Origin of the sequence: Novosphingobium resinovorum (assembly GCF_036352595.1) — a bacterium.
In the GTDB taxonomy this organism is placed as follows: domain Bacteria; phylum Pseudomonadota; class Alphaproteobacteria; order Sphingomonadales; family Sphingomonadaceae; genus Novosphingobium; species Novosphingobium resinovorum_B.
Map to the genome: position 1 here is coordinate 51,071 of NZ_JAZFAX010000005.1, position 20,646 is coordinate 71,716.

Genomic DNA, 20,646 nt, shown 5'->3' on the forward strand with positions numbered 1-20,646 from the left:
TATTGAGGTAAAAATAGCGACATGACGAAATTAAATAAATTTAATTCCGTTATTCCCGATCTCATAAAAACGCTGGAACGCTCTGTACTTCCTTATGCGACGAATCAATTTGCGTTACTCGATTTCCCGAACCACGCCAATGTGGGCGATTCCGCAATCTGGATGGGTGAACTCAAGTTGCTGCAAGACCTTGGCGGCAGTGCCCCCGGCTATGTCTGCGATTTCCGCAATTTCGACGAGCAGGCCATGCGCGCGGCAATTCCGGACGGTACCGTCTTCCTGCACGGGGGGGGCAATTTCGGAGACATCTGGAACCATCACCAGAGCTTTCGCGAAGAGGTGATCGCACGCCTGCCCGATCGCAGAATCGTGCAACTGCCGCAGTCGATCCACTACGCCGATCCCGAAAGGATCGCACGAACCGCACGGGTCATCGCCGCGCATCCCGATTTCACGCTGCTGGTGCGCGATGAAGCGTCACTGCAACTCGCCCGGCGTCATTTCGACTGCGCCGTGCACTTGTGCCCCGACAGCGCCTTCGCCCTTGGCCCTCGCCATGCCGGCCCCGCCACGATCGACGTGCTGGCCATGCTGCGCACCGACAAGGAAAAGGCTGCCGGGGAGTTTTCTGATCTGCCGGGGGATGTCGTCGTGGAAGACTGGCTGATCGACGATGCTGCATCCGTGCGACGGGCCAAGGCGGGCGGCGCAATCCGCGCCTGGAGCGCCTTTTCGCCAACGACAGCGCGCGCGCGCGCCTACGAGGCGGCGGCACGGTACCGAGTGGAGCGCGGCTTTCGCCAACTCGCAAGAGCACGGGCGATCGTCACCGACCGGCTGCACGTCCACATCCTGTCCTTGCTGCTCGGCCGCCCTCATGCGGTGCTCGACAACCATTACGGCAAGATCGCGCGTTTCATGGAAGCCTTCACCGGAGTCTCGCCACTGGTCCATCGGTCGGCAGACCTGCCATCGGCGCTGGCCTGGGCCCGTTCGGCAGAACAGGCCAGCGACGCTGCCTAGGAGGTTCGCAAGGCGTTTATGCTGCGGTGGCCAAGTCGCCGCAGCGCCGCGTCTACTACCGCATGGACCGGTGGCTCCAGCCACGCCGCAACAACCAGCGCACCAAGGATCGAGCCCGCGATCGCACAAGGGACGGACCACACCAGCCCCCAGGCGCGCATCGCCATCAGGATCGCCCCGCCCAGATGGATATGGATCAGGTAGAGCGGGTAAGTGGAGAGACCCAGGAGCCTCAGCGCCCCGGCCAGCCGGCCGACCTGGTCCGCAATCGGGCCTCGCCAGGCGAAAGACGCCGCGACGGACGCCGTAAGTACAAGCCAGAGCGCGTAGGCCTGCAGCCATTCCCCTGCGAGATCCGGCCGCCCAGCCATTTCCCACCCTGCGGCCGTGCGTACCTGTATCATCGCCGCGCCCGCGCAGGCAGCCGCCAACAGGAGATGCCGCCACGCAAGGTCGCCCTCGCCGAGCCGCGCGCACAACATGCCCAGCGCGAAGTAGCCGCCGTGCTGAAGCAGCAGCAGTTCGCTCAGCCTCCCTCCCGCGGCTATCCATCCCCCAGCGACCGCACACCAGTAAGCCGTCGCGGCGATACCCAGCCCCCAGGCAAGCCCGCGCATCACCGCAGGCGGCGCTCGTGAGGCAAGGATCGCGCAAATCACCGCATAGAACGCCAGTTCGATCGGGATCGTCCAGAACTGACCGATGATCCAGGGGCCCCAAGGCACGAACGCCATGGTCTTGAGCGCGAGGACGGTGGCTTTTGCCGGGGCCACTGCAAACAAGGCGATCGTGACCGGCCACACCAGCGCGATTGCGATCAGCAAGGCCGGCAAAAGCCTGGCGACCCGGCGCCGTGCGAAACGGCGCGCCCGTACGCCCTGCGCAGAATAGGCGATCACTGCGCCGGACACCACGAAGAACACTTGTACGCCGACCCAGCCGCACCAGGTGAACCGGTAGCCTGGTGGAAATGCGTCAGGCGCGGCGAGCACGCGATAGAGACTGCTCCCTTCCAGGGCCCAGGCCTTGAAGCCGAGATGATAGAATACCACGAGCCCCGCGGCGATGAACCGCACGAGGTCCAGCCCGTAGACAGGACGGTTACGAAGGCCACGGGATGCAGACGCAGTGCTCATCGCCGCAGCATTTGCCCAAACCTGCCCGCGCACAAATTAACTTGCGGCCATGGCTTGCAGAACACGATGCGCCTGTGTGCGCCACGAACAGGCCCGGGCGCGAGCGAAGCCCGCTTCGCGCAAGGCCGAGGCCACCTCCGGCCGGTGCAGCACGCGGCGCACTGCGCCCAGGATATCGGTGACATCAAGCGGATCGCAATAAAGCGCCGCCGGGCCGCAACGCTCGGTGATCGAGGGGATCGCCGAAGCCACCACCGGACAGCCGAAGCTCATCGCCTCCACCGGCGGCAGCGGCGATGCCTCGTAAAGCGAGGGAAACAGCAGGCAGGACGCGCGGCGATAATAGTCGGCCAGAACTTCGGGGCCGGGCACCTGGCCGACGAATTCAAGCATGTGCCGGACATCCGGCGCAATATGCATGCGAATCGGCGCGAGAATCTCGTTGCTCGCGCCGACAAGCACGGTCCGCACGCCGTCCTCTCGGGCAAGACGCTGGGCAACCTCGATCACCCGCTCCACGTTCTTGCGGCGCGACAGGGAGCCGACATAGAGCACCATCCGCTCACGTTCATGGCCACCCGCTTGCTCGATCCGGTCGAAGCTCCAGGCACCGTTCTGCGCGACCACGATCGGCGCGCGGGGGTGCAGGCGGCGCAGGCGTGCCGCCTCTGCGTGGCAGACGGTAAAGACCGGCGCCGCCCGGCGCAGCAGGACCGGCAGCAATGCCCGGTGCGCCAGCCGATACCGCAGCGCGTAGGCCTTGGGCAGCGAGAGATAGGACACGTCGTGAATCATCACCGACAGGCGCTGCCCCGCCAACGCGGACGCAAGCGGGGCGGTGTTGCCAAGACACAGCAGGCGGCGCCCACCAACCATGCGCGGCAGCACGAACTGCTCCCAGGCATGCCCCGTGGCACCGCCGCGTCGCTCCACCACGACGTGTCTGAGGTCGAGGCCCGAAACATCCGCATCCGGCTCGCAGGCCAGAGCCAGAGGCAACGGGGTTTCATTCACGGCGGCCAGCCGGTCCATCTGCACCACGAGTTCGCGCGCGACCCGCTGCACGCCAGTCACCGGTTGCATCAGGAAGCGGCCATTTATCAGTATCGCGTCGCGCCCCTGCACCATGCCACGCCCCCCATATACCGCGATCCTGCATGGCCCGGTCGGACCGCGCAGGGAAGCTCGCGGTGGCGCGTCACGCCGTTAAAACTTGGCAAGGCCGCGAATCCGGCTTCGAGATTGCTGCGCCGCAATATTATGCTGCGCCCCGTTCAACGGGATTTGCGATGCTACCTGTCTATATCAACGGCAAGTTCTACTCAGGCGGCCTCAATGGCGTACATCGCGTTGCCGACCGCCTGATACGTGAGATCGACGCGCGGCTCGGCAAGCCCGGCACACCGCCGGTGACCCTGCTCCTGCCGAGACGCGTCGGATCGACGGAAGGCATGCAACTTCCCGCGCTGCGCAACATCCGACTGCAAGAGATCGATACGGCGCCGTCGCAGGCGTGGGAGCAAACGCGTTTGCCCGGACTTTCCGCCGATGGCGTGCTGGTCAACCTGGCCAACCTTGCGCCGCTGCAGCATCGGCGCAAGATCACGCTCATCCACGATGCCCAGTTCCTGTTTCCGGACAATTCCTATCCGCTGCGCCAGCGGCTCGGCTATCGGCTTCTGGTGCCGCGCATGGCGCGATCGAGTGCGATAGTGCTCACCGTCTCCGAATATTCCCGGCGCACGCTGGACGTGACCTGCGTATCACCGGCCGGCCGCACCGCAGTGCTCTACAACGGCGCCAATCATGTGCTGGAGGTGGAACCGGACGGCGCGATCCTGCCGCAACTGGGCCTGACGCCGCGCGGCTACACACTGATGTTCGGCAGCCCCAAGGCCTACAAGAACAATGCAGTCGTCTTCGCCGCCTATGCCGGACGGGCGCCCGAAGGAGCGCCTCTGGTGATCGTCGGCGCGGCGCGGGAGGGCCTCGAGGCGGCAGGGCTGGCCGTGCCGCCGGATGCCGTATTCGCCGGCAAGTGCGACGATGCCCAATTGCGCGCCCTCTACGAAGGCGCGCGCTGCCTGCTGTGCCCCTCTCGCACGGAAGGCTTCGGGCTGCCGCCGCTGGAAGCGATGCTCTGCGGCACTCCCGCCATCGTCGCCCCCGCCGGGGCCTTACCGGAAATTTGCCGTGACGCCGCGCTGTACGCCGATGTCGACGATCCGGGATCCTGGTCGCGCGCGATCGCCGCACTCGATCCGGAAGCGCCGCTTCACGCCCGCAAGGTCGCCGAAGGGCTGGAGCGAGCACGCCATTTCAGCTGGACGCGCGCGGGGACGGAACTGCTCGACACGATCCTGGCGCTGAGCGACCGGGAATGGCGCCGCGCCGCATGAAGGTTCTGCGCCCACGCGTCTCCGTGATCCTGCCGTGCTACAACGGCGAGGCCTATCTGCGCGAGGCGGTGCAATCGATCCTCGACCAGAGCTTCACCGATTTCGAGCTTGTCGTGGTTGATGACGGCAGCACCGACGCCACGCCCGCGATCCTGGAAGAGATGCGGGAGAACGATACGCGCATCCGTGTGGTTCGCCAGCCGAACGGCGGCATCGTCGCCGCGCTCAACACCGCGATCGACCATGCGCGCGGCGAATTCATCGCCCGCATGGATGCCGACGACGTCTCTTTTCCCGATCGCTTGGCCTGCCAGGTCGACTGGCTCGACGCTCATCCGCAAACCGTCCTCGTCGGCGGCCAGGCAGTGGAAGATCGTCATCCCACGCCCGCCAGTACGCGCACGACCGGTGGACGCCATGCAAAGACCGACCTTTCGGTATATCCACCCCGCGTCGCGGTATCGATGCATCCGCTCATCATGATTCGCGCGGCGGCGCTCAGGGCAATGGGCGGCTATCGTAACGGCTATCGCCATGCCGAGGACTACGACCTGTTCATCCGCGCGAGTGCTTTCGGCCGGATCGATAATCCGCCGGTGGACGTGCTGTTCTACCGGCGCCACGAGGGCGCCATCTCGGTCGGCAATGTGGAGGAACAGGAACGCTCCGCGGTGCGAGCGGAACTGGACGCCATGGCGAGGGCGGGACTCGCCCCTCCGCCCCCCGGCATCGTCGAGGCCTATGCGCGGCTGCGTGTATTCCGCCGCTACCGCGCGATATCCGCCGAACGCACACGGGCGATGCTACCGGCAATGATGGCGAGCCTCCTGAAGGTCACGCCGCGCGCGCTTCTGGCCCCGCGCTTTCGCCGCCTGCCGCTGGCGATCGGAGCCGCGCTGCTGCGCTCGATGAGAGGCGGCAGCGCGGCTCGTCCGCGTCAGGCCCCTTGCAGGGCCAGCGTCGCGGCGACCCAGTTGGAGGTGGCCGAGATCGTATAGGCCGCAGGATCCTCCGTGCCTGAGCCCAGCTTCCATGCAGTCGCATTGGTCGATTGCCCGCTGGCGCTCGATGCCCTCGATGCGAACCCGGAGTAACCGCTCGGCCCGGCCGTGACGGTCGCCGTCCCGTCGAGCGCCAGCGCGGCGACATAGAGGCTCGCGCCGGTCCAACTCGGCGTCAGCGCCGGCGGGTCGGCAGCCACGACATTGCCGCGCGCGTAAGTGGAGACTTCAATTCCACCACTTGCACCTGTCACCCGCAGCACTCGCGTTACCGCCTGCTGCGAGCCGGAAAGCGCCACGTTGAGCACCTTGCCGCCCTCCGTCCCGTCCGCCGTGCGGGTGAAAATCGCAAGGAAATGCTGGTTGGAGTTCGCAGCATAGGAGGCCCGCTGCGTCCACACCCCGGCGGTGGCATTGTCCCAGGTCACGGTGACGGTACCATCGACGCTCATGACCGCGACCAGAACGTCGCCGGCATTCACCACCGCCGGCAGGGCCACGGTCACGGCGGTGGCGTCGCTGGCGTTCCAGCTTTCGACCTGCTCCGCCACCGCTATCGTGGCAGCTGCGGCAACGGGCAGCGCGAAAGTCGTGTCGGCCACGGCGCCCTGGCTGTCCGTCACGCGCAGCACGAGCCCGCCGGTCGTACCGGCAACGGTAGGCGTGCCCGAGATGACGCCGGTTCCGGCATTGAGCAAAAGCCCCGCCGGCAGCGCCGCCGAGCCCGGCGCCAGAGCGAAAGTGTATGGTGCCGTGCCCTTCACCAGTTTCGGAACATAGCCCGAATACGGCAATCCCTGCTGGGCCGGCGCAGGCACATATTTGAGCGTGAACGGGATCGCCGCGTAAGCCGCCAACAGATGCACCGCGCGCGCGCCGGCATGCACTTCGTTCGGATGGACACCGTCCGACGAATTGGCGGTCAGCGCCATGCCCCGCCCGGCGTCGGTCTCGGCATCGGACAGGACGAAAGCGGCATCGCTCGCCACGGCGTCCACAGCGTCGAAGCACGGCAGGCCATCGTCCGCGACCGGGCTCGAGCGCAGCCACTCATTCCAAGCATCGCGGGCGCTTTCCTGCGCGGCGGTAAAGCTGGTGTCAGCGTAGGCCTCCTGCCAGATCACCATCGCGAAGCCATAGGCGCGCAGCTTCGCCGCCATGCGCCGCACCTGCACCTTCATCGCCTCTACCGCCGACGTCGCGGTAATGCTGTCGGTCACGTAAGTCTTGATGTCGTTGTGGCCGTAGTCCGCGAAATAGACGTTGGGCACGCCCGGCGTGACGTAGGCGGCGGAGACAGTGTCGAAATCGTTGTAGTGCTGGTCGAGCCGATGCCCGGCGATGCCGATATTGCGCAACAGGACCGACCTGGCCGAACGATGGTGCATGGCCGCCGTGATCGTGCGGTTGTTCGCTCCACCCGTGCCGAAGACGATGCTGTCTCCTCCGCCCAGGAACGACAGGGTCGCGGGCTCGCAGGTGCCGAACACGGTGCCAAGCGTCGTCTTGATCGCCGTCACCTGGGTGTCCGAAGGCGCCGCCGAACAGACCACGAAGGCGCGCCAATCGGTACGCCCGCCGTATTCGATCGCCTCGCCCACTTCGCCGCCGGCGTTGAGCGTGGCGGCAGCGGCGGGCGGGTATTCGGCGGTCTGCTCGTCACGGTGGACCACCTGCCGCGCCGCGTTCGAGACGAGCCCCAGCACCGCGAGGTTGGCGGTGCCGAGCGCCTGCGCATTGGTCGCGGTTGCGGCGATCGAGGCGCTCGCAACCATCGGCTGCATGGCGAAGTTGCCGGCGCTGCGCGGGCTGGTCAGGCCGTAGTCGGTGGTCATCGCCCCAAAGGCCCAGTAACCGCAAGTCGCCGCCTGTCCCGGCGTGCGCGCGACCATGAACACCGCGCAGTCGGCGCGCGCGATCGCCAGGCTGGCGGGGATCAGCAGCGGGCTGTCGGTATCGTAGTTGGTAATCGTCGGCCCGCCCTCGCCCAGCCAGAGCGAAGGCTGCGCCGAAGCAGTCGGCTGCGTGAGGTGGCGGCCGTTGCCGGTCTGGTCGTAGACCACCGCGACACCCAGCGTGGACGCGCCCTTGAACGTAGCCGCAGCATCGGTATCGAGCGCCTGATCGACGAACCCGATGTCGAGTTCGGCACCATCCGAAGCGCGCCGCACACGCAGCGCCGGACCGGTGTAGTCGGCCACCAGCTTGCCCAGGCCATAGACGCCCGCCAGCGCGGCATCGCCGGGAAGCCAGTTCCCCGCTCCCGGCACTGGCACCGCGCCGGTGAGGGTCACTGCATATTCGGCCGCGCGCGCCTCCAGACCGGCGCCCACGCTCTCACGCACCAGCGCGACCTGGCTGGCCCCTGCTGCCAGGGCTGCCGCCGCCGTCAGGTTCGCTCCCGCAAGCGAAAGATTGGCGTGGCTTCCCGATCGCAGCGCGAACGTCGATCCGGCGCCCAGCGCATGCGAGAGCGTGAGCAATACCCCGCTGCCCGAAACCGTGCGGTTCCGGTTCGACACACCGCCGGAGCGGCCTCCCGAGACGAGACGCGTCATGCTCACGCCTCCCCCACGAGATCGGCAGCGGTGGTCCCGGTCGCTCGCACGTAAAGTGCCCGGACGGCGACGTAGCTGGCGTCGGGCAGATTGCGATAAGTCACGTCGGACGTGCCATCGACACCGCGCAGGACGATGTCGCCGCCGGTTCCGACGTAAATGCCCTTGGGCACCAGCGTCAGCGCCTCGGCATCGCTGGGCACGATCGTGTAAGGTGCGCGAGAGGGGGCGAAAGCGGCGTCGGAATGAGTCTCGAAAGGGTCGGACATGGCGTCTGCTCCGGCTGGATGGCGAAAGGACGACGCGACTCGCGAGGCGCCGTTGTTCGCTTTATGTTCCAAGCGAATCGATGTAGGAAAGCGGATTGTTCGCAACCTGCCCGTCAGAGATTTCCGGCAGCGCGAACCGCCAGTTCCTGCCGCATCCGTGCGCGCCCGGCGAGATCGCCGGCCAGCGCGGCCGCGACGCAGGCACGGGCCTCTCCTGCGCCCTCCCGCGGCAACACCGGCACCGCGAAGCAATCGGCGACCACGCGCACTTTCGCCGTCCCGTCCTCGATCGCCAGCGCGGGAGCATCGGCCAGCACCGCGAAGATCAGGGCGTGAAGACGATTGGTCATCACCAGCGCCGCCTCGCGGTAAATGGCAATCAGTGTGGCAAGGTCGTAGCCATCGACCACCGCGACTTGGCGATCGGTCCAGCGCGCCGCGAGCCGGGCGGCGACGGCCTTGTCCATATACTCGCGCGGGTCGTGGCAGACAATGACGATACCCGCATGCGGCAAGGTCGCCTGCGCCGCCGCCAACGCGACATCAAGCGCGCCGCCTTCGATCGAGCGCCCTTCGCTGCCATCCACGCAGGGCGCGACGACGATCCATCGCCTTGGCCCCCGCCCAGGGGAGATCGCTTGTCCCCCGGCGGCAGGCAGGAACACCATGTCGGCATGAACGGCGTGCGCCTTGCCCGGCAGCAACCGGGCCAGGTTACGAGCCGAGGCATCGTCTCGCAGGTTGATCCTGCCACAGTTCCGCAGCACCGCACGCCACAACAGTCGCCGCAGCGGCGAGCGGATCGCGCTCACCCCCAGTCCCCGGGTGACGAGGCGCCCACCGCCGAGCCGTGCGCTGGCGACCGCAAGCAGCAAGCCCAGCAGCGCGAAATGCGAAACGTTGTCGCGGACCAACTGACCGCCGCCCAGCACGACTTCCGCGCCGAACGCCCGCCGTGCGAAGCCGATCACCGCCCTGCCGTCCGCCAGTTCGCCGCCTGCCTCCGCAACCTGCCGCTCCACGGCCGCCGGCAACGGCGCCCAGCGCCTCACCAGCCCGCCCCGTCCACCGGTCAGCGCGAGGTTCTGCAGCAACAGCTTGAGGTCACCGAGGTTGTGCAGGTCGCCGCAGACGAACACCTGCCGCCGTGCTTTCGCACTCCGCGCCTCGGCGGCCCGGATCAACTGCGCCCTCACATCTCCAGCACCCGCCGAGGATCGACGCGGCCGCGCAAGCAATCGAGCAGCGCGATCATGTTGCCCAGCAGGCGCCCCCGGCGGTCGATCAGCGGTTCGGGCCGCAGGCTGCGCAGCGCGTTCGACGCCAGGTTCTGCAGCATCAGCCGGTTACCGAAATCGCGGCGCATGGTCCCCTTGCGCTTGAGGTAGACCACGTTGGCAATCTGCGAATAGCCCAGCCGCCGTCCCGAAGTACGCCCACCGCTGACTCCGAGATGGACGCCAGTGACAGCCCCGGTCGAGACCTGTCGGCCCCTGCGGCCAAGCCGGCTGGTGAAGTCGATATCCTCCTGCCAGCCGTAGAGCGGCAGGTTTTCGTCGAAGCGCATTCCCTGGACGGCGCTCATGCGGATCGCCATGTTGCAGCCGTAAAGTTCGTGCCGATCGCGCAGCGGTGCGGTTTCGTCTGCGGGTCGGGCAATGATCGCCAGCGCTTCTTCCACACAGAGGCCACCGCACCGCACGCCATCGGCGCGCAGTTCGCCGGTTACGCCAACGATGCCGGCATCGCCACCGAACAGCGCCTCCACGTTGGCAAGGTAATCGGGTGCAGGCACGAAGTCGTCATCGAAGAAGACCACGATGTCCGCCACGCCCTCCAGTGCATCGAGCGCGCGATTGCGCTGGCGGCATAGGCCCTTCTGCGAAAACAGCACCCGCGCTTCACCGCGCGCCTCATCCAGCCCGGCGACATCCTCGGGCGCCACCGTGACCACCAATACACCGTCCGCCGGGCGCGTCTGATCGGCGAGGAGATCAACCGTGCATCGCACGACGGCGGCACGGCCGATAGTCGCGATCACGACATGGATGCTGGGCAAAGTATCGACCCCTTCCGCTCTGCGATATGCCCGGAACAAATCTTCCGAACATGGTGAAGCGAATCCCGCATTATTAAAGAGAACCGATCCGCCGCTTCGACGATACGGCCAACACTCCCGGCATTATCGTTAAAATACTTTCACCATCTGCGATGCACCTCGCGAATCTGTTACTTCGTCCCGGAAAGTTCAACTCGGCGGTCACGACGATCGTCGAAGCTCCGGAGCAAACTCGCCTCATGACCGCGCCGTCGCATGTCATCCGGCCGCTGGTGCCAGCAGACGCGCCATGCCCGGCCCCGATCCCGCGACGCATCGCGCTGCTCAACGTCAAGTTCAGTCCGAATCTGGGCGATGGACTACTGTGCGAATGCCTGGAGAAGGAACTGGCCCACGCCTTGCCGGGGTGCGAGGTGATGTCGGTGGATCTCGCCGGGCGCCAGGCTTACCCGTCCGGCCACGGTCGCGGCCGCGGCATGGTGATGGCGCTGCTCGAGCGATGCCCTGCTGTACTGCGCCGACTGGCCGCATGGGCAATACTGCGGCTGCTGCTGGCCATCCGCCTGCACCGGCATTTCCGCGCCGGGCTGGCCGGCGCCGAAATCGTGGTCTTGGGCGGCGGCAACCTCTTCACCGATGCCGACCTCAATTTCCCGATGAAGATCGCGGGCGCGCTGGCGCAAGCCCGGCGCAGCCGGTTGCCGGTGGCTGTATACGCCATCGGCGTGTCGAAGAGGTGGTCCCCGCACGGTGCGAAACTTTTCATCCGCGCGCTCCGCAGGTCTCGACTGGTCTGGGCCTGCGTACGTGACCAGGGCTCTAGCGATTCATGGCGGGCCCATTTCCAGGACCACCCGGTACGCCCTGCCAATATCGCCGTCGATCCGGGCGTTCTCGCCAGCCTGCATTATCCGCGCGCAACCCGGGGAACCGGAACCAGGATCGGCCTGTGCATCACCGATCCGCTGGCAGTGCGCTACCACAGCGACGGTTCGTCCGGCGGCAATCTGGACGCGTGGTATCCCGAAGCGCTGCGTTCGCTGGTCCAGCAGGGGTTCGAGGTAGCACTGTTCACCAACGGCAGCCCGGAAGATCGCGAATACCTCTATCGGCACTTCCACGCCTGGATCCGCTATGCCAAGGGGCCAGTGGCGCTCGCCCCTTCGTTCGCGACGCCGGCGGACCTCGCCGGCTTCGTGTCCGGCTGCGACGCGATCATCGGCCATCGCATGCATGCATGCATCGCCGCCTACTCCTTCGGCGTACCTGCGGTGGGGCTGCGCTGGGACGTCAAGCTCGACAGCTTCTTCCAGCTTTCAGGGCGTACCACGCACATGATCGACCCCGCCGTCGAGGCCCCCACCCACCTTGGCAGGCGCACGGCTGCCGCGATCGCCGACCGTCCGGATCCTGCCCCGCTCATCGCCCGCGCCAGAGCCGACGTCGCCACCCTGGCCGCCATGCTCCGGAGACATGCGAAGGCGGTCGCATGATCAGCCGCATCGTTCAGATCAACGATCTCAGTGATCCGAAGGGCGGGGCCAGCAAGCTGGCAGTCCAGGCCGCCTGCGACCTGGTGGCACGCGGCCACCGCGTGACCTTCATCACCGGCGATAGCGGTCGCAGTGCCATCCTTTCCCAAGCGGGCATCGAGATCGTCGCCCTCGGCCAGGATCGACTGAAATCCGCTGGTCTTGCAAAAGCGATGTTGACCGGCCTGTGGAACCGCGCCGCTCACGCCATGCTGCGCGACTGGATCGCCGCCAACGACGATCCGGCGACGGTCTACCATCTCCATGGCTGGGCGCAGATCCTCTCGCCTTCGATATTCGCCGCCTTGACCCCGGTGCGCGACCGCCTGGTCATCTCTGCCCACGACTTCTTCCTGGCCTGCCCCAACGGAGCCTTCGCATGGCTGAAGTCAGGCGAGGCCTGCCCGCACATACCGTTATCCCGCTCCTGCTTGACGACCCCATGCGACCGCGACGGCGCCGCGCAGAAGATCTGGCGCAGTACCCGCCAAGCCGTGCAGCGACGGGCCTTTCGCCCCCGCTCTTCCCCGCCGGTGCTCGCCATTCACGAAGGGATGCGCGCTTTCCTCACGCGTAGCGGCATACCCGCGCATGCCATTATCGCGCTGCCCAACCCCGTCGAACCCTTCTCCAGCGACCGCATTCGCGCAGAACACAACCGCGAAGTGCTCTTCGTCGGGCGCCTGGAGGAATCGAAGGGGGCAGACCTGGCAGCAGCCGCAGCGGCGCTGGCCGGGGCCGCCCTGACGGTCGTTGGCGAAGGGCCGCTCGCCGAACGCATCCGGCATCTCCATCCCGCGGCCAGGTTGGTCGGTCGGCAGAACACGGCGCAGATCGGCCGGTTTGCCGCTAGTGCCCGCATGCTGGTCATGCCCAGTCGCTACCCCGAACCCTTTGGACTGGTCGCCATCGAAGCAGCCTGGAGCGGCCTGCCGGTTATCGTCGCCGAAACCGCCCTGCTCGCGGATGAAATCGTCGCAAGCGGCGCCGGACTGGTCTGCAATCCACGCCGCACCGCCGATTTCGCCGCCGCCATGCGCGTGCTGCTGGAAGACGACACCGCGACAGGCGGCATGAGCAAGGCGGCCTTCGCCAATACGCATCGACTTGCCCTGACACCAAGTGCATGGCTCGATCGCCTGGAACAGATCCTCCGCGAGAGGGTGGCCGATTCACTGGCCAACGTCGCGTGAGGCGCCCCTCGCCCTTCAGGTCGCCAGTGCGACGATCCCGGCCCAGATGCCGAGGCTCAGCAATGCGGCAAGCAGCCACCAGCGCCACAGGATCGGCCGGGCACCCAGCGTTGCCCGGTTGCGCGCTGCAGGAGCAGCGCGCCGGGTCGGTGCCTCGGATCCGCCTTCCCTATCCGTCAACGTCAGAAACCTTCGCCATGCGATGCCGTAAAACCAACCGGATCGACCGAATATCCGCATTCTCCCTAGCATGGCGACGCCTGTCGGTCGAGCCAAACGGAAGCCAGACATGTCGCCGACACTCGACCTGACCGACCCGCTGGCGGCGCATCACTACATGGTCGCCATGCGGATCCTTCACGATCTGCCGACCTTCGCCTGGTACGATAGCTGTTTTCTCGCCAAGTTCGAAGCGGCCTGCCGGATGCTCGAAATTCTCGCTCCGGAACGGCTCGAGGCCTTCACCGATGCCTTCGCACCGCTGCACACCCGGGCCGATTTCGAGGTGCGCCGGGTTTCCACCGTGCTCGCGCCGGAGCGCTTCACCGACCTGCTTGCCCATGTCTCCACGCTGGAGCCCGGCTCGCTCAAGTCCCACGAACAAGGGCTATTCGGACGTAGCATCCGCCATGACCTGCCGATCCTCACCGCGCTTCAGAAGGAATTGACCCCGCTCGTCTCGCGCCTGGCGGGCGAGGTGGTGGAACCGTGCTACAATTTCCTCAGCCTCTATCATGGCGACGGTCGCTGCCCGCCGCACCTCGACGCACCGTCAGCGAAATGGACACTCGACGTGTGCCTGGCGCAGAGTTGCGAATGGCCGATCCATTTCAGCCGCCCCGGCCCATGGCCAAGGGCCACCGAAATCGCCCTGGGGCTGCCGAAGCCGGCTTATGAAAGCCATGTTCTCCGCCCCAACGACGCCATTCTGTTCTCAGGATCGGCGCAGTGGCATTACCGCGATGCGATCCCCGATGGCGGATTCTGCCACCTTGCATTTCTTCACTACCATCCGGCAGGGTGCAACGATCTGGTCGATCCGAACCGATGGGCGGCCTATTTCGACTTGCCCGCGCTGGACGTGCTGATCGCCACCTTCGACGCGCTGCATCCGGACCGCCGCGAATGAGCGGCTGGACCTACCGCGTCTTCGGACTCGACATCCGCTTTCCCCGCGAAGTGCCGACTTTGCGCGGCGTCCGGATCGAGCCCTCCCGCATGCCTGACGTCGATGTCACCTTCGGACCTGTCCCCCCGCGCGGCACGATGGAGACGGTCAACGACGACCTCGACGTGGCCTGGCATGACGGCGACCTGACGATCGCGGTCGAGGAAGTCGGCCGCTTCCTGGTCAGCGCAGGCCGAACCTTGGTAGTCGAGCCGTATCCGCAGGTCGGGCCACCGGAGGTCGATCTCTATCTTACCGGCTCGATCATGGGCGCGATCCTCCACCAGCGCGCCATCCTGCCGCTGCATTGCAACGCCTTCGACTGCGGAGGACAGGCGATCCTGCTTTGCGGCGATTCGGGTGCGGGCAAGTCGACTCTCGCCGCCTGGTTCGAAGCGCGGGGATACGCGCTGCTGACCGACGATGTCTGCGCCATCGGCGTTTCCAGCGACGGCCCACCGCTCGGACATCCGGGCATGCCGCGGCTGCGCCTCTGGAGCGATGCGATCGAGGCGATGGGACGCAGCGGCCAATCGGCCCACGCCGTGCCCTGGACCGACGACAAGTTCGAACTGGAAATGGATGGGCGCAGGGCCCGCCACGGATTGCCCATCGCCGCGATCTATCACCTGACCTGCACGGAAACCGACCAGCCCTTTGCGATCACGCCGATCGATGGCCTGGCCGCGATCGATGCGATCACTTCATGCATCTATCGCCGGCGGTTAGGCGATCTTGTCGGCAGAACCCGGGGCTATCTGCAGGATGCCGTCCGCCTGAGCCGGACGACACCGGTATTCCGCGTCTCCAGGACCTGGGGAATGCATCAATTCGAAGAACAATCGAGATTTATAGAAAATCATTTCAAATCGAAATCATCGCTCTAATTATGAAAATTCATTAACAACTTAAATAAATGCAGAACTATTATTTTAATAATGATACATGATTCTAGATTAGAAAAACAAATTGCGAGAATTTAATTATTTCATATCAATTGATAATTTCTCGCATTTTTGCATCAAAAGGAAAGGTAATTCCGAAATGAACACTCCCGATGACACAGCCGGCCGCATGGCCTGGCATCGTCCCACCATCGTCCGCATGGGTGCGGCCGACGCGGAAGGAAACGTCATGATGTCGATGCTGACGGATACGCTGCGCCCACGCCGCATGATGGGTTCCTGACGAGCGGGAAGCCGGACTCCGCACGGCCCGCCGCAAGGGGCCGGCTTCCTCGCCGCAACCGGCTGGAACGACATACCGAAGGAACGAATACGCATGGCCACCACCTTCGCCGAAGCCTTCATCCAGAGCCCCACCACCGCCACCGCCGAAATCGACGGGCAACTTGTGGCGCTCGATGTTCGCGCGGGCATCTGCTTCGGACTGGACCCGATCGCGACGACGATCTGGAAGCTGCTGGACCGGCATCGCTCCGTGGAAGAACTCGTCGAAGTGCTGCTCGAACTCTACGAGGTCGATCGCGTGACCTGCGCGGAACAGACCGGGGAACTGCTCCAGGAACTCGCCGAAATCGGACTGGCGAGCCGGGCCTGACCAAAAACGGCCGCGAGGACGCGACGCCGCGATGACCGCGATCTGTACCCTGTGGGACCGCGAGCAGGGCGATGCCTCGGCAATCGCCCCTCGCTTCGCTGCCGCCTCGCGCCGCTACGGCCGGACGCCGTGGCGTGAGTGGACGGACGGCTCCGTACTGCTGGGCAAGCGCGCCTACCCCCTGCTGCCGGAAGACTGGCAGGCCGATCCGCTCGACGATGATGGCGCAGCGCGGCGCTGGATCGTCGCGGCCGATGTCCGGTTGACGGAGAGGGAGGATCTGGCGCGGCAACTGGGTCTCGATGCCGGCGGGATATCCGACAGCGCGCTCGTCGCCGCTGCGATCGAGCGGTGGGACGAAACCGCATTCGATCGCATCTACGGCGTCTTCGCCGTGATAGCCTGGGATCGCCACCGGCGGCGGCTGATACTGGTCCGCGATGCCCTGGGCGAGCGACCGCTGTTCTATCACATCGACGGTGCGCGGTGCAGCGCCGCCTCCATGCCCGACGTCCTGCTGGCCGACCCCGCATTGCCTGCGGCCCCGGACGTGGAGCAGTATCGCCAATTCCTTCGGATGAACGCGTTTGCGCCGGGGCATTGCGCATTCCGGGGCATCCGGGTGGTTCGCCCAGGGCATCTGCTCGTGATATCCGATGATGGCGTGCGGGAAATGGCCTGGTGGCAGCCCGATCTTTCGCCGCTGCGGCTGGATACGCAGATCGAGTACGAGGCCGCACTCGCGCTGGCACTCGATGCCGCGGTCGGCGCTTGCCTGCGACGCGACGCCGGACAAGTCGGCGCGCACCTGAGCAGCGGGTTCGACAGCACCGCCGTAGCTACCACCGCAGCGCGCATCCTGGCCCGAGACGGAGAACCCATGACCGCCTTCGTCGCCGCCCCGCGCGAAGGCCAGGTCCGCACGATGGCCGCGCGCCATGTCGCCGACGAATCGCTCCTGGCCGCGAAGACGGCCGCCATGCACGCCAACATGGAACTGGTCCGCGTGGTGCCTCGTGCCGGCCCGCTCGCGGCGCTGATGCGCGCGCGCTCCCTCTATGCCTCGCCGGTGTCGAACCTGTGCAACCTGCCCTGGTTCGAGGCGATCAACGAGCAGGCCCGCGATCTCGGCGTGCGAGTGCTTCTGCACGGATCGACCGGCAATACCTCGCTCAGCGAATCAGGCGTCTGGGCCCTGCGCGAAATGGCCCGGCAGGGTCGCTTCGGCCCATGGTTGCGGATCGCCCGCGGGCTGGTACGCGGCGGCTGGATGCGCTGGCGGGGAGTGCTGTTCAATACCGTCGAGGACATGCTGCCCGACCGGCTCTGGCGCTGGGCCATGACCCTCTCCGGACAAGGGATCGAAGATGAGCGGGCGATGACGCTGATGGCGCCCGGCGCCTACGCGCAAGCCGCCGCCGCGCATTGCCGCGATGCCGCGAGGGCTGGCGAGCGCCCACCAGACTCCGGCGACCTCGATCGCGAAAGGGGCATTTCCAGCGTCGATTTCCGCCTGTCCACGCTGCGCACCAACGGAGACGGCGACCAGTACAAGGCGATGCTCGCCGAATGGGGCCTCGACTTGCGCGATCCCACGGCGGACCGCCGGCTGGTGGAACTGGCGCTGCGCATTCCGGTCGAACGGCTGATCTGGAACGGCGAGCCGCGCGCGATCCTGCGCCGCGTCCTCGCGGATCGCGCCCCGCCCGAAGTGCTGGACAACCGCCAGCGCGGCTATCAGGCGGCCGACTGGGCACAGGCGATCTGGAGCGAACGCGAAGCCTTCATCGAGGAGATGGAGCGGTTGGAGATGTACGAGCCGACGGCCGCGTTCCTCGACACAGACAGAATCCGCCGGCTGATCGATGGACTGCCCGCCGCCGGATCGGACGCCTGGGACAGCGATGAGGCAGAGAACAGCTATCGCCTCGCATGCCTGCGCACGATCTCGGCCGCCAGCCATATGCGGCATATCGCAAGGAGCAACCTGTGACACCCGATCCACGCCCGCAGTCCATCGCCGCCCCTGCCACGGAAGCACTGCTGGCCGCCGTCGCCGGCAACCCCGTGGCGATGGTCAACTGTGCCCGCACGCTGCTGCTGGCGAGCGGCCAGACCGACCGCGCCCGGGATATCTGCCGCGAGGCGCTGGCACTCGACCCCGGCAATGCCGAAGCGCTGGCGCTCGCCCGGCCGATCCTTTCCGACGGCATCGGCAGCTGGTACTTCACGATGGTCCTCGATCATCGGCGCCATGCGCTTTACGCCCGCGCGCTCGCAAAGCTCCTGTCGAACGGGGGCGTGGTGCTCGATATCGGCGCGGGCACCGGTGTCTTCGCCATGCTGGCGGTGCGGGCCGGGGCAAGCCACGTCATCGCCTGCGAACGCGATCCGCACGTAGCGCGCGCCGCGAGCGAGGCGATCGCGCGCAACGGCTTCGCCGACCGGATCACCGTGCTGCCGGTCGATTCACGCGAACTGCAGGTCGGGCGCGACCTGGCCGAACCCGCCGACGTGCTGCTGTGGGACAACCTCGCCAACAATTTCCTGGGCGCGGGGTGCGCCGCAACCCTTGCCGATGCGGCGGCGCGGCTGGTCAAGCCGGGCGCAGCGGTCCTGCCGGGCCGCGCCGAACTGCTGGCTGCCGCCGTCACCGATCTCGAGGCGGACGAACATCGCATGGGCCTGGTCGACGGGCTCGACATGGAGGCGTTCAATCTGCTGCGCGGCAGCGACTTCACGATCGCACGCGACAAGTTCGAACTGCGCAGCGCCCCCGCCGTGCTGTTCGATTTCGATGTATCGGGCGGCGCTCCGATCCGGCCCGCACGGGCGCAGGAGGCTCTGACCCTGACCGCCGGAAGAGTGGACGGGATAGCGCAGTGGCTGCGCTTCCATCTCGGCGACGGACTGGTCTACGACACGCTGGACGAGGATGTCCGCGCCTTCGGTGCGCAGTTCCACGTGACCGAAACCTTTGAAGCGGCACCGGGAACGGCGGTGCGGCTGCACGGTGCCCACGATACGCTCGATACCTGGTTCTGGCTCGAACGGTGAAATCCGGCCGCTTCGCCGCGCTGCTTGCCAAGTTCCGCCGGTTCGACTGGGAGGAGCGGCGCTGCCTCGCGGAAGCCGTGGTGCTGCTGGCTCTCGCCGCCGCTGCAGTGCGATTGCTGCCGCTGGGCTGGCTCGGCCGGATCGCCTCGGCAGGCCCCTTCGGAGCGGCCCCGGCAACCGCCGACCGGGCCGAAGTGCTCGCCTGGATGGTCGGCTGGGCCGTCGATCGAGCCGCCAGGCGCAACCTGCTGCGCGCCAAGTGCTTCGAGCAGGGGCTGGCCGCGCAGATCATGCTGCGACGTCGCGGCATGGATTCCACGCTGTTCTACGGGGTGACCGCCGTGGGGGACGAGCACCGGCCGATCCGCGCCCACGTCTGGGTCGAGACCGAGCGGTTCCCGGTGGTCGGCGATCCCGAACCCGGCACTTTCGCGCTTCTCGCGACATGGCCGGCAGGGCGCCGCGCGATCTGGGCGGACTGCGCGGCATGACCCCCGCAGACGCCCGGAATCTGCTCCCGGAATTCCGCTTCCTGGTGCAGGCGACGCGCTGGCCGCAGGATGCGGCGGCGCTGGCCGATATCCGTGAGGCGGCGCGGGAGGTCGGCGATCCGGCATTGCTGCTCAGTCTCGCGCGCCGTCATCATGTAACCGGGCTGGTCGCACGCGCGATCGGGCAGTGCGACCTCTTAGCGGGCACCCCGCTGCGCGCGCAATTGCGGCGCGAGGCGCTGGATCTCGCCGCGGAGAACCTGCGCCAACTGGTTCAGACCCGCCGCGCGGTGGACGCGCTGCAGCGCGAAGGCATCGCCGTCGCCGTGCTCAAGGGCGTGCCGGCCGCGCTGTCCCTCTATGGCGAGGCGGGCATCCGGCGCAGCGTCGATATCGACCTGCTGGTGGCGCGCCGCGACATCGAAAGGGCGGCCGATGTGCTGGCGGCGCTCGACTACCGGCGCAGCGATCCGCCGCACGATGCCTCGCCCGCCAGGGTGCGGACCGCGAGCCGCTACGGCAAGGACTGGGGCTTCGATCATTTCCACAGCGATACCGGCATCGAATTGCACTGGCGCCTGTTCCAGAACCCCTGCCTGCTGGGCCGGATCGGGGTGGCAGACGCGGCCCTGCGCGAGATCGTCCCGGGCGTGACGCTGCCGGTGCTGCCCGCGCGCCTCGCCCTCCTCCATGCCACCGTGCATGGCGCGGAACACGCATGGTCGCGCCTCAAGTGGCTGGCCGACCTGGCCACCGCCCTGCGCGACACAGGGTGCGCAGAGCGGCTGCTGAACGACACTCAAAGGCACCGAATGGAACACATCGGCACCGCAGCGCTCCTCATCGTCCAGCGCCTCTACGGCACGCCGCTACCGGCCGACCTTGGCCTTGCCGCACGCTGGCGGACGCGCAAACTCGTCGACGTCGCGTGGGCCAGCCTGCTCGGCATGCAGGACGGCGCCGAGATGGAGGACCGCACCGGCGCCGCCACGCGCAAGAACCTCAGTCATTATCTCTTCTCGGTCGATCCACGGTTCTGGTGGCATGAGCTGGGCTACGACCTGTTCCACGACAGGGAGCCGGGGCGCGGGGCGGCTCTGCGGATCGTCCGCCGGGCGGCCAACCTGCTGCACCTTCCCACCATCTCCGCCGCCGCGTCCCGCTAAACCCGATCTTCAGGTTTTGGCGGCAAATATGGCT

Annotated in this window: 20 protein-coding genes; 13 read left to right on the forward strand and 7 right to left on the reverse strand. The window is 66.8% G+C overall.

Annotated elements, in window-relative coordinates:
• The first annotated feature begins 21 nt into the window (after nt 1-21).
• Nucleotides 22-1,023 (forward strand): polysaccharide pyruvyl transferase family protein, encoded by a 1,002-nt coding sequence (locus V2S85_RS06815; protein ID WP_330702107.1) that lies wholly within the window; start codon nt 22-24, stop codon nt 1,021-1,023.
• On the opposite strand, the gene V2S85_RS06820 is transcribed toward V2S85_RS06815, so the two are convergent.
• A complete protein-coding gene (locus V2S85_RS06820; RefSeq protein ID WP_330702108.1) occupies nt 1,020-2,159 on the reverse strand; it encodes an acyltransferase in 1,140 nt (379 codons plus the stop codon). The two genes, V2S85_RS06815 and V2S85_RS06820, sit on opposite strands and share 4 nt — an antisense overlap.
• A 36-nt stretch (nt 2,160-2,195) precedes the next feature.
• Entirely contained in the window at nt 2,196-3,287 is a 1,092-nt protein-coding gene (locus tag V2S85_RS06825; protein ID WP_330702109.1) for a glycosyltransferase family 1 protein, read from the reverse strand.
• A 62-nt stretch (nt 3,288-3,349) separates the two neighbouring features.
• Between V2S85_RS06825 and V2S85_RS06830 the strand changes: the two genes are divergently transcribed.
• Nucleotides 3,350-4,558 carry a glycosyltransferase family 1 protein gene (locus V2S85_RS06830; protein WP_330702110.1) on the forward strand — a complete coding sequence of 403 codons (1,209 nt, stop codon included), beginning with the start codon at nt 3,350-3,352 and terminating at the stop codon, nt 4,556-4,558.
• Nucleotides 4,555-5,556 (forward strand): glycosyltransferase family 2 protein, encoded by a 1,002-nt coding sequence (locus V2S85_RS06835; RefSeq protein WP_330702111.1) that lies wholly within the window; start codon nt 4,555-4,557, stop codon nt 5,554-5,556. The genes V2S85_RS06830 and V2S85_RS06835 overlap by 4 nt, the downstream gene beginning before the upstream one ends.
• Here V2S85_RS06835 and V2S85_RS06840 read toward each other — a convergent pair.
• The 4 genes from V2S85_RS06840 to V2S85_RS06855 form a co-directional block, all read right to left on the reverse strand.
• A complete protein-coding gene (locus V2S85_RS06840; protein WP_330702112.1) occupies nt 5,496-8,117 on the reverse strand; it encodes a putative Ig domain-containing protein in 2,622 nt (873 codons plus the stop codon). The genes V2S85_RS06835 and V2S85_RS06840 overlap by 61 nt on opposite strands.
• 2 nt (nt 8,118-8,119) lie before the next feature.
• Entirely contained in the window at nt 8,120-8,386 is a 267-nt protein-coding gene (locus V2S85_RS06845; protein ID WP_330702113.1) for a spike base protein, RCAP_Rcc01079 family, read from the reverse strand.
• Between the two features lie 113 nt (nt 8,387-8,499).
• Entirely contained in the window at nt 8,500-9,570 is a 1,071-nt protein-coding gene (locus V2S85_RS06850) for a polysaccharide pyruvyl transferase family protein (protein WP_330702114.1), read from the reverse strand.
• An 8-nt stretch (nt 9,571-9,578) separates the two neighbouring features.
• Nucleotides 9,579-10,445, reverse strand: coding sequence for a glycosyltransferase family 2 protein (locus tag V2S85_RS06855; protein WP_330702115.1), 867 nt, complete (start codon nt 10,443-10,445; stop codon nt 9,579-9,581).
• Between the two features lie 152 nt (nt 10,446-10,597).
• Between V2S85_RS06855 and V2S85_RS06860 the strand changes: the two genes are divergently transcribed.
• On the forward strand, nt 10,598-11,938 hold the full coding sequence (locus tag V2S85_RS06860; protein WP_330702116.1) for a polysaccharide pyruvyl transferase family protein: 1,341 nt from the start codon (nt 10,598-10,600) through the stop codon (nt 11,936-11,938).
• On the forward strand, nt 11,935-13,170 hold the full coding sequence (locus tag V2S85_RS06865) for a glycosyltransferase family 4 protein (RefSeq protein ID WP_330702117.1): 1,236 nt from the start codon (nt 11,935-11,937) through the stop codon (nt 13,168-13,170). The genes V2S85_RS06860 and V2S85_RS06865 overlap by 4 nt, the downstream gene beginning before the upstream one ends.
• A 15-nt stretch (nt 13,171-13,185) precedes the next feature.
• Here the strand turns inward: V2S85_RS06865 and V2S85_RS06870 are convergent, their stop codons facing one another.
• The gene (locus V2S85_RS06870; RefSeq protein WP_330702118.1) at nt 13,186-13,350 is read right to left on the reverse strand and encodes a hypothetical protein; all 165 of its coding nucleotides are present in this window, start codon (nt 13,348-13,350) and stop codon (nt 13,186-13,188) included.
• 109 nt (nt 13,351-13,459) lie between these two features.
• On the opposite strand from V2S85_RS06870, the gene V2S85_RS06875 reads away from it, so the two are divergent.
• The 8 genes from V2S85_RS06875 to V2S85_RS06910 all read left to right on the forward strand — a co-directional run bounded on the left by V2S85_RS06875 (nt 13,460) and on the right by V2S85_RS06910 (nt 20,612).
• The gene (locus V2S85_RS06875; RefSeq protein WP_330702119.1) at nt 13,460-14,299 is read left to right on the forward strand and encodes a hypothetical protein; all 840 of its coding nucleotides are present in this window, start codon (nt 13,460-13,462) and stop codon (nt 14,297-14,299) included.
• The gene (locus V2S85_RS06880; protein ID WP_330702120.1) at nt 14,296-15,225 is read left to right on the forward strand and encodes a hypothetical protein; all 930 of its coding nucleotides are present in this window, start codon (nt 14,296-14,298) and stop codon (nt 15,223-15,225) included. The genes V2S85_RS06875 and V2S85_RS06880 overlap by 4 nt, the downstream gene beginning before the upstream one ends.
• A gap of 157 nt (nt 15,226-15,382) precedes the next feature.
• Nucleotides 15,383-15,526: a hypothetical protein gene (locus V2S85_RS06885; protein ID WP_330702121.1), complete on the forward strand. Its 144-nt coding sequence runs from the start codon at nt 15,383-15,385 to the stop codon at nt 15,524-15,526.
• Between the two features lie 93 nt (nt 15,527-15,619).
• Nucleotides 15,620-15,898, forward strand: coding sequence for a PqqD family protein (locus tag V2S85_RS06890; protein ID WP_330702122.1), 279 nt, complete (start codon nt 15,620-15,622; stop codon nt 15,896-15,898).
• A gap of 31 nt (nt 15,899-15,929) precedes the next feature.
• Nucleotides 15,930-17,891, forward strand: coding sequence for an asparagine synthetase B family protein (locus V2S85_RS06895; RefSeq protein WP_330702123.1), 1,962 nt, complete (start codon nt 15,930-15,932; stop codon nt 17,889-17,891).
• Entirely contained in the window at nt 17,888-18,955 is a 1,068-nt protein-coding gene (locus tag V2S85_RS06900) for a 50S ribosomal protein L11 methyltransferase (RefSeq protein WP_330702124.1), read from the forward strand. Before V2S85_RS06895 ends, V2S85_RS06900 begins: the two co-directional genes overlap by 4 nt.
• Nucleotides 18,952-19,446 carry a lasso peptide biosynthesis B2 protein gene (locus V2S85_RS06905; RefSeq protein ID WP_330702125.1) on the forward strand — a complete coding sequence of 165 codons (495 nt, stop codon included), beginning with the start codon at nt 18,952-18,954 and terminating at the stop codon, nt 19,444-19,446. The genes V2S85_RS06900 and V2S85_RS06905 overlap by 4 nt, the downstream gene beginning before the upstream one ends.
• Nucleotides 19,443-20,612: a nucleotidyltransferase family protein gene (locus tag V2S85_RS06910; RefSeq protein ID WP_330702126.1), complete on the forward strand. Its 1,170-nt coding sequence runs from the start codon at nt 19,443-19,445 to the stop codon at nt 20,610-20,612. Before V2S85_RS06905 ends, V2S85_RS06910 begins: the two co-directional genes overlap by 4 nt.
• Nucleotides 20,613-20,646: the final 34 nt, after the last annotated feature.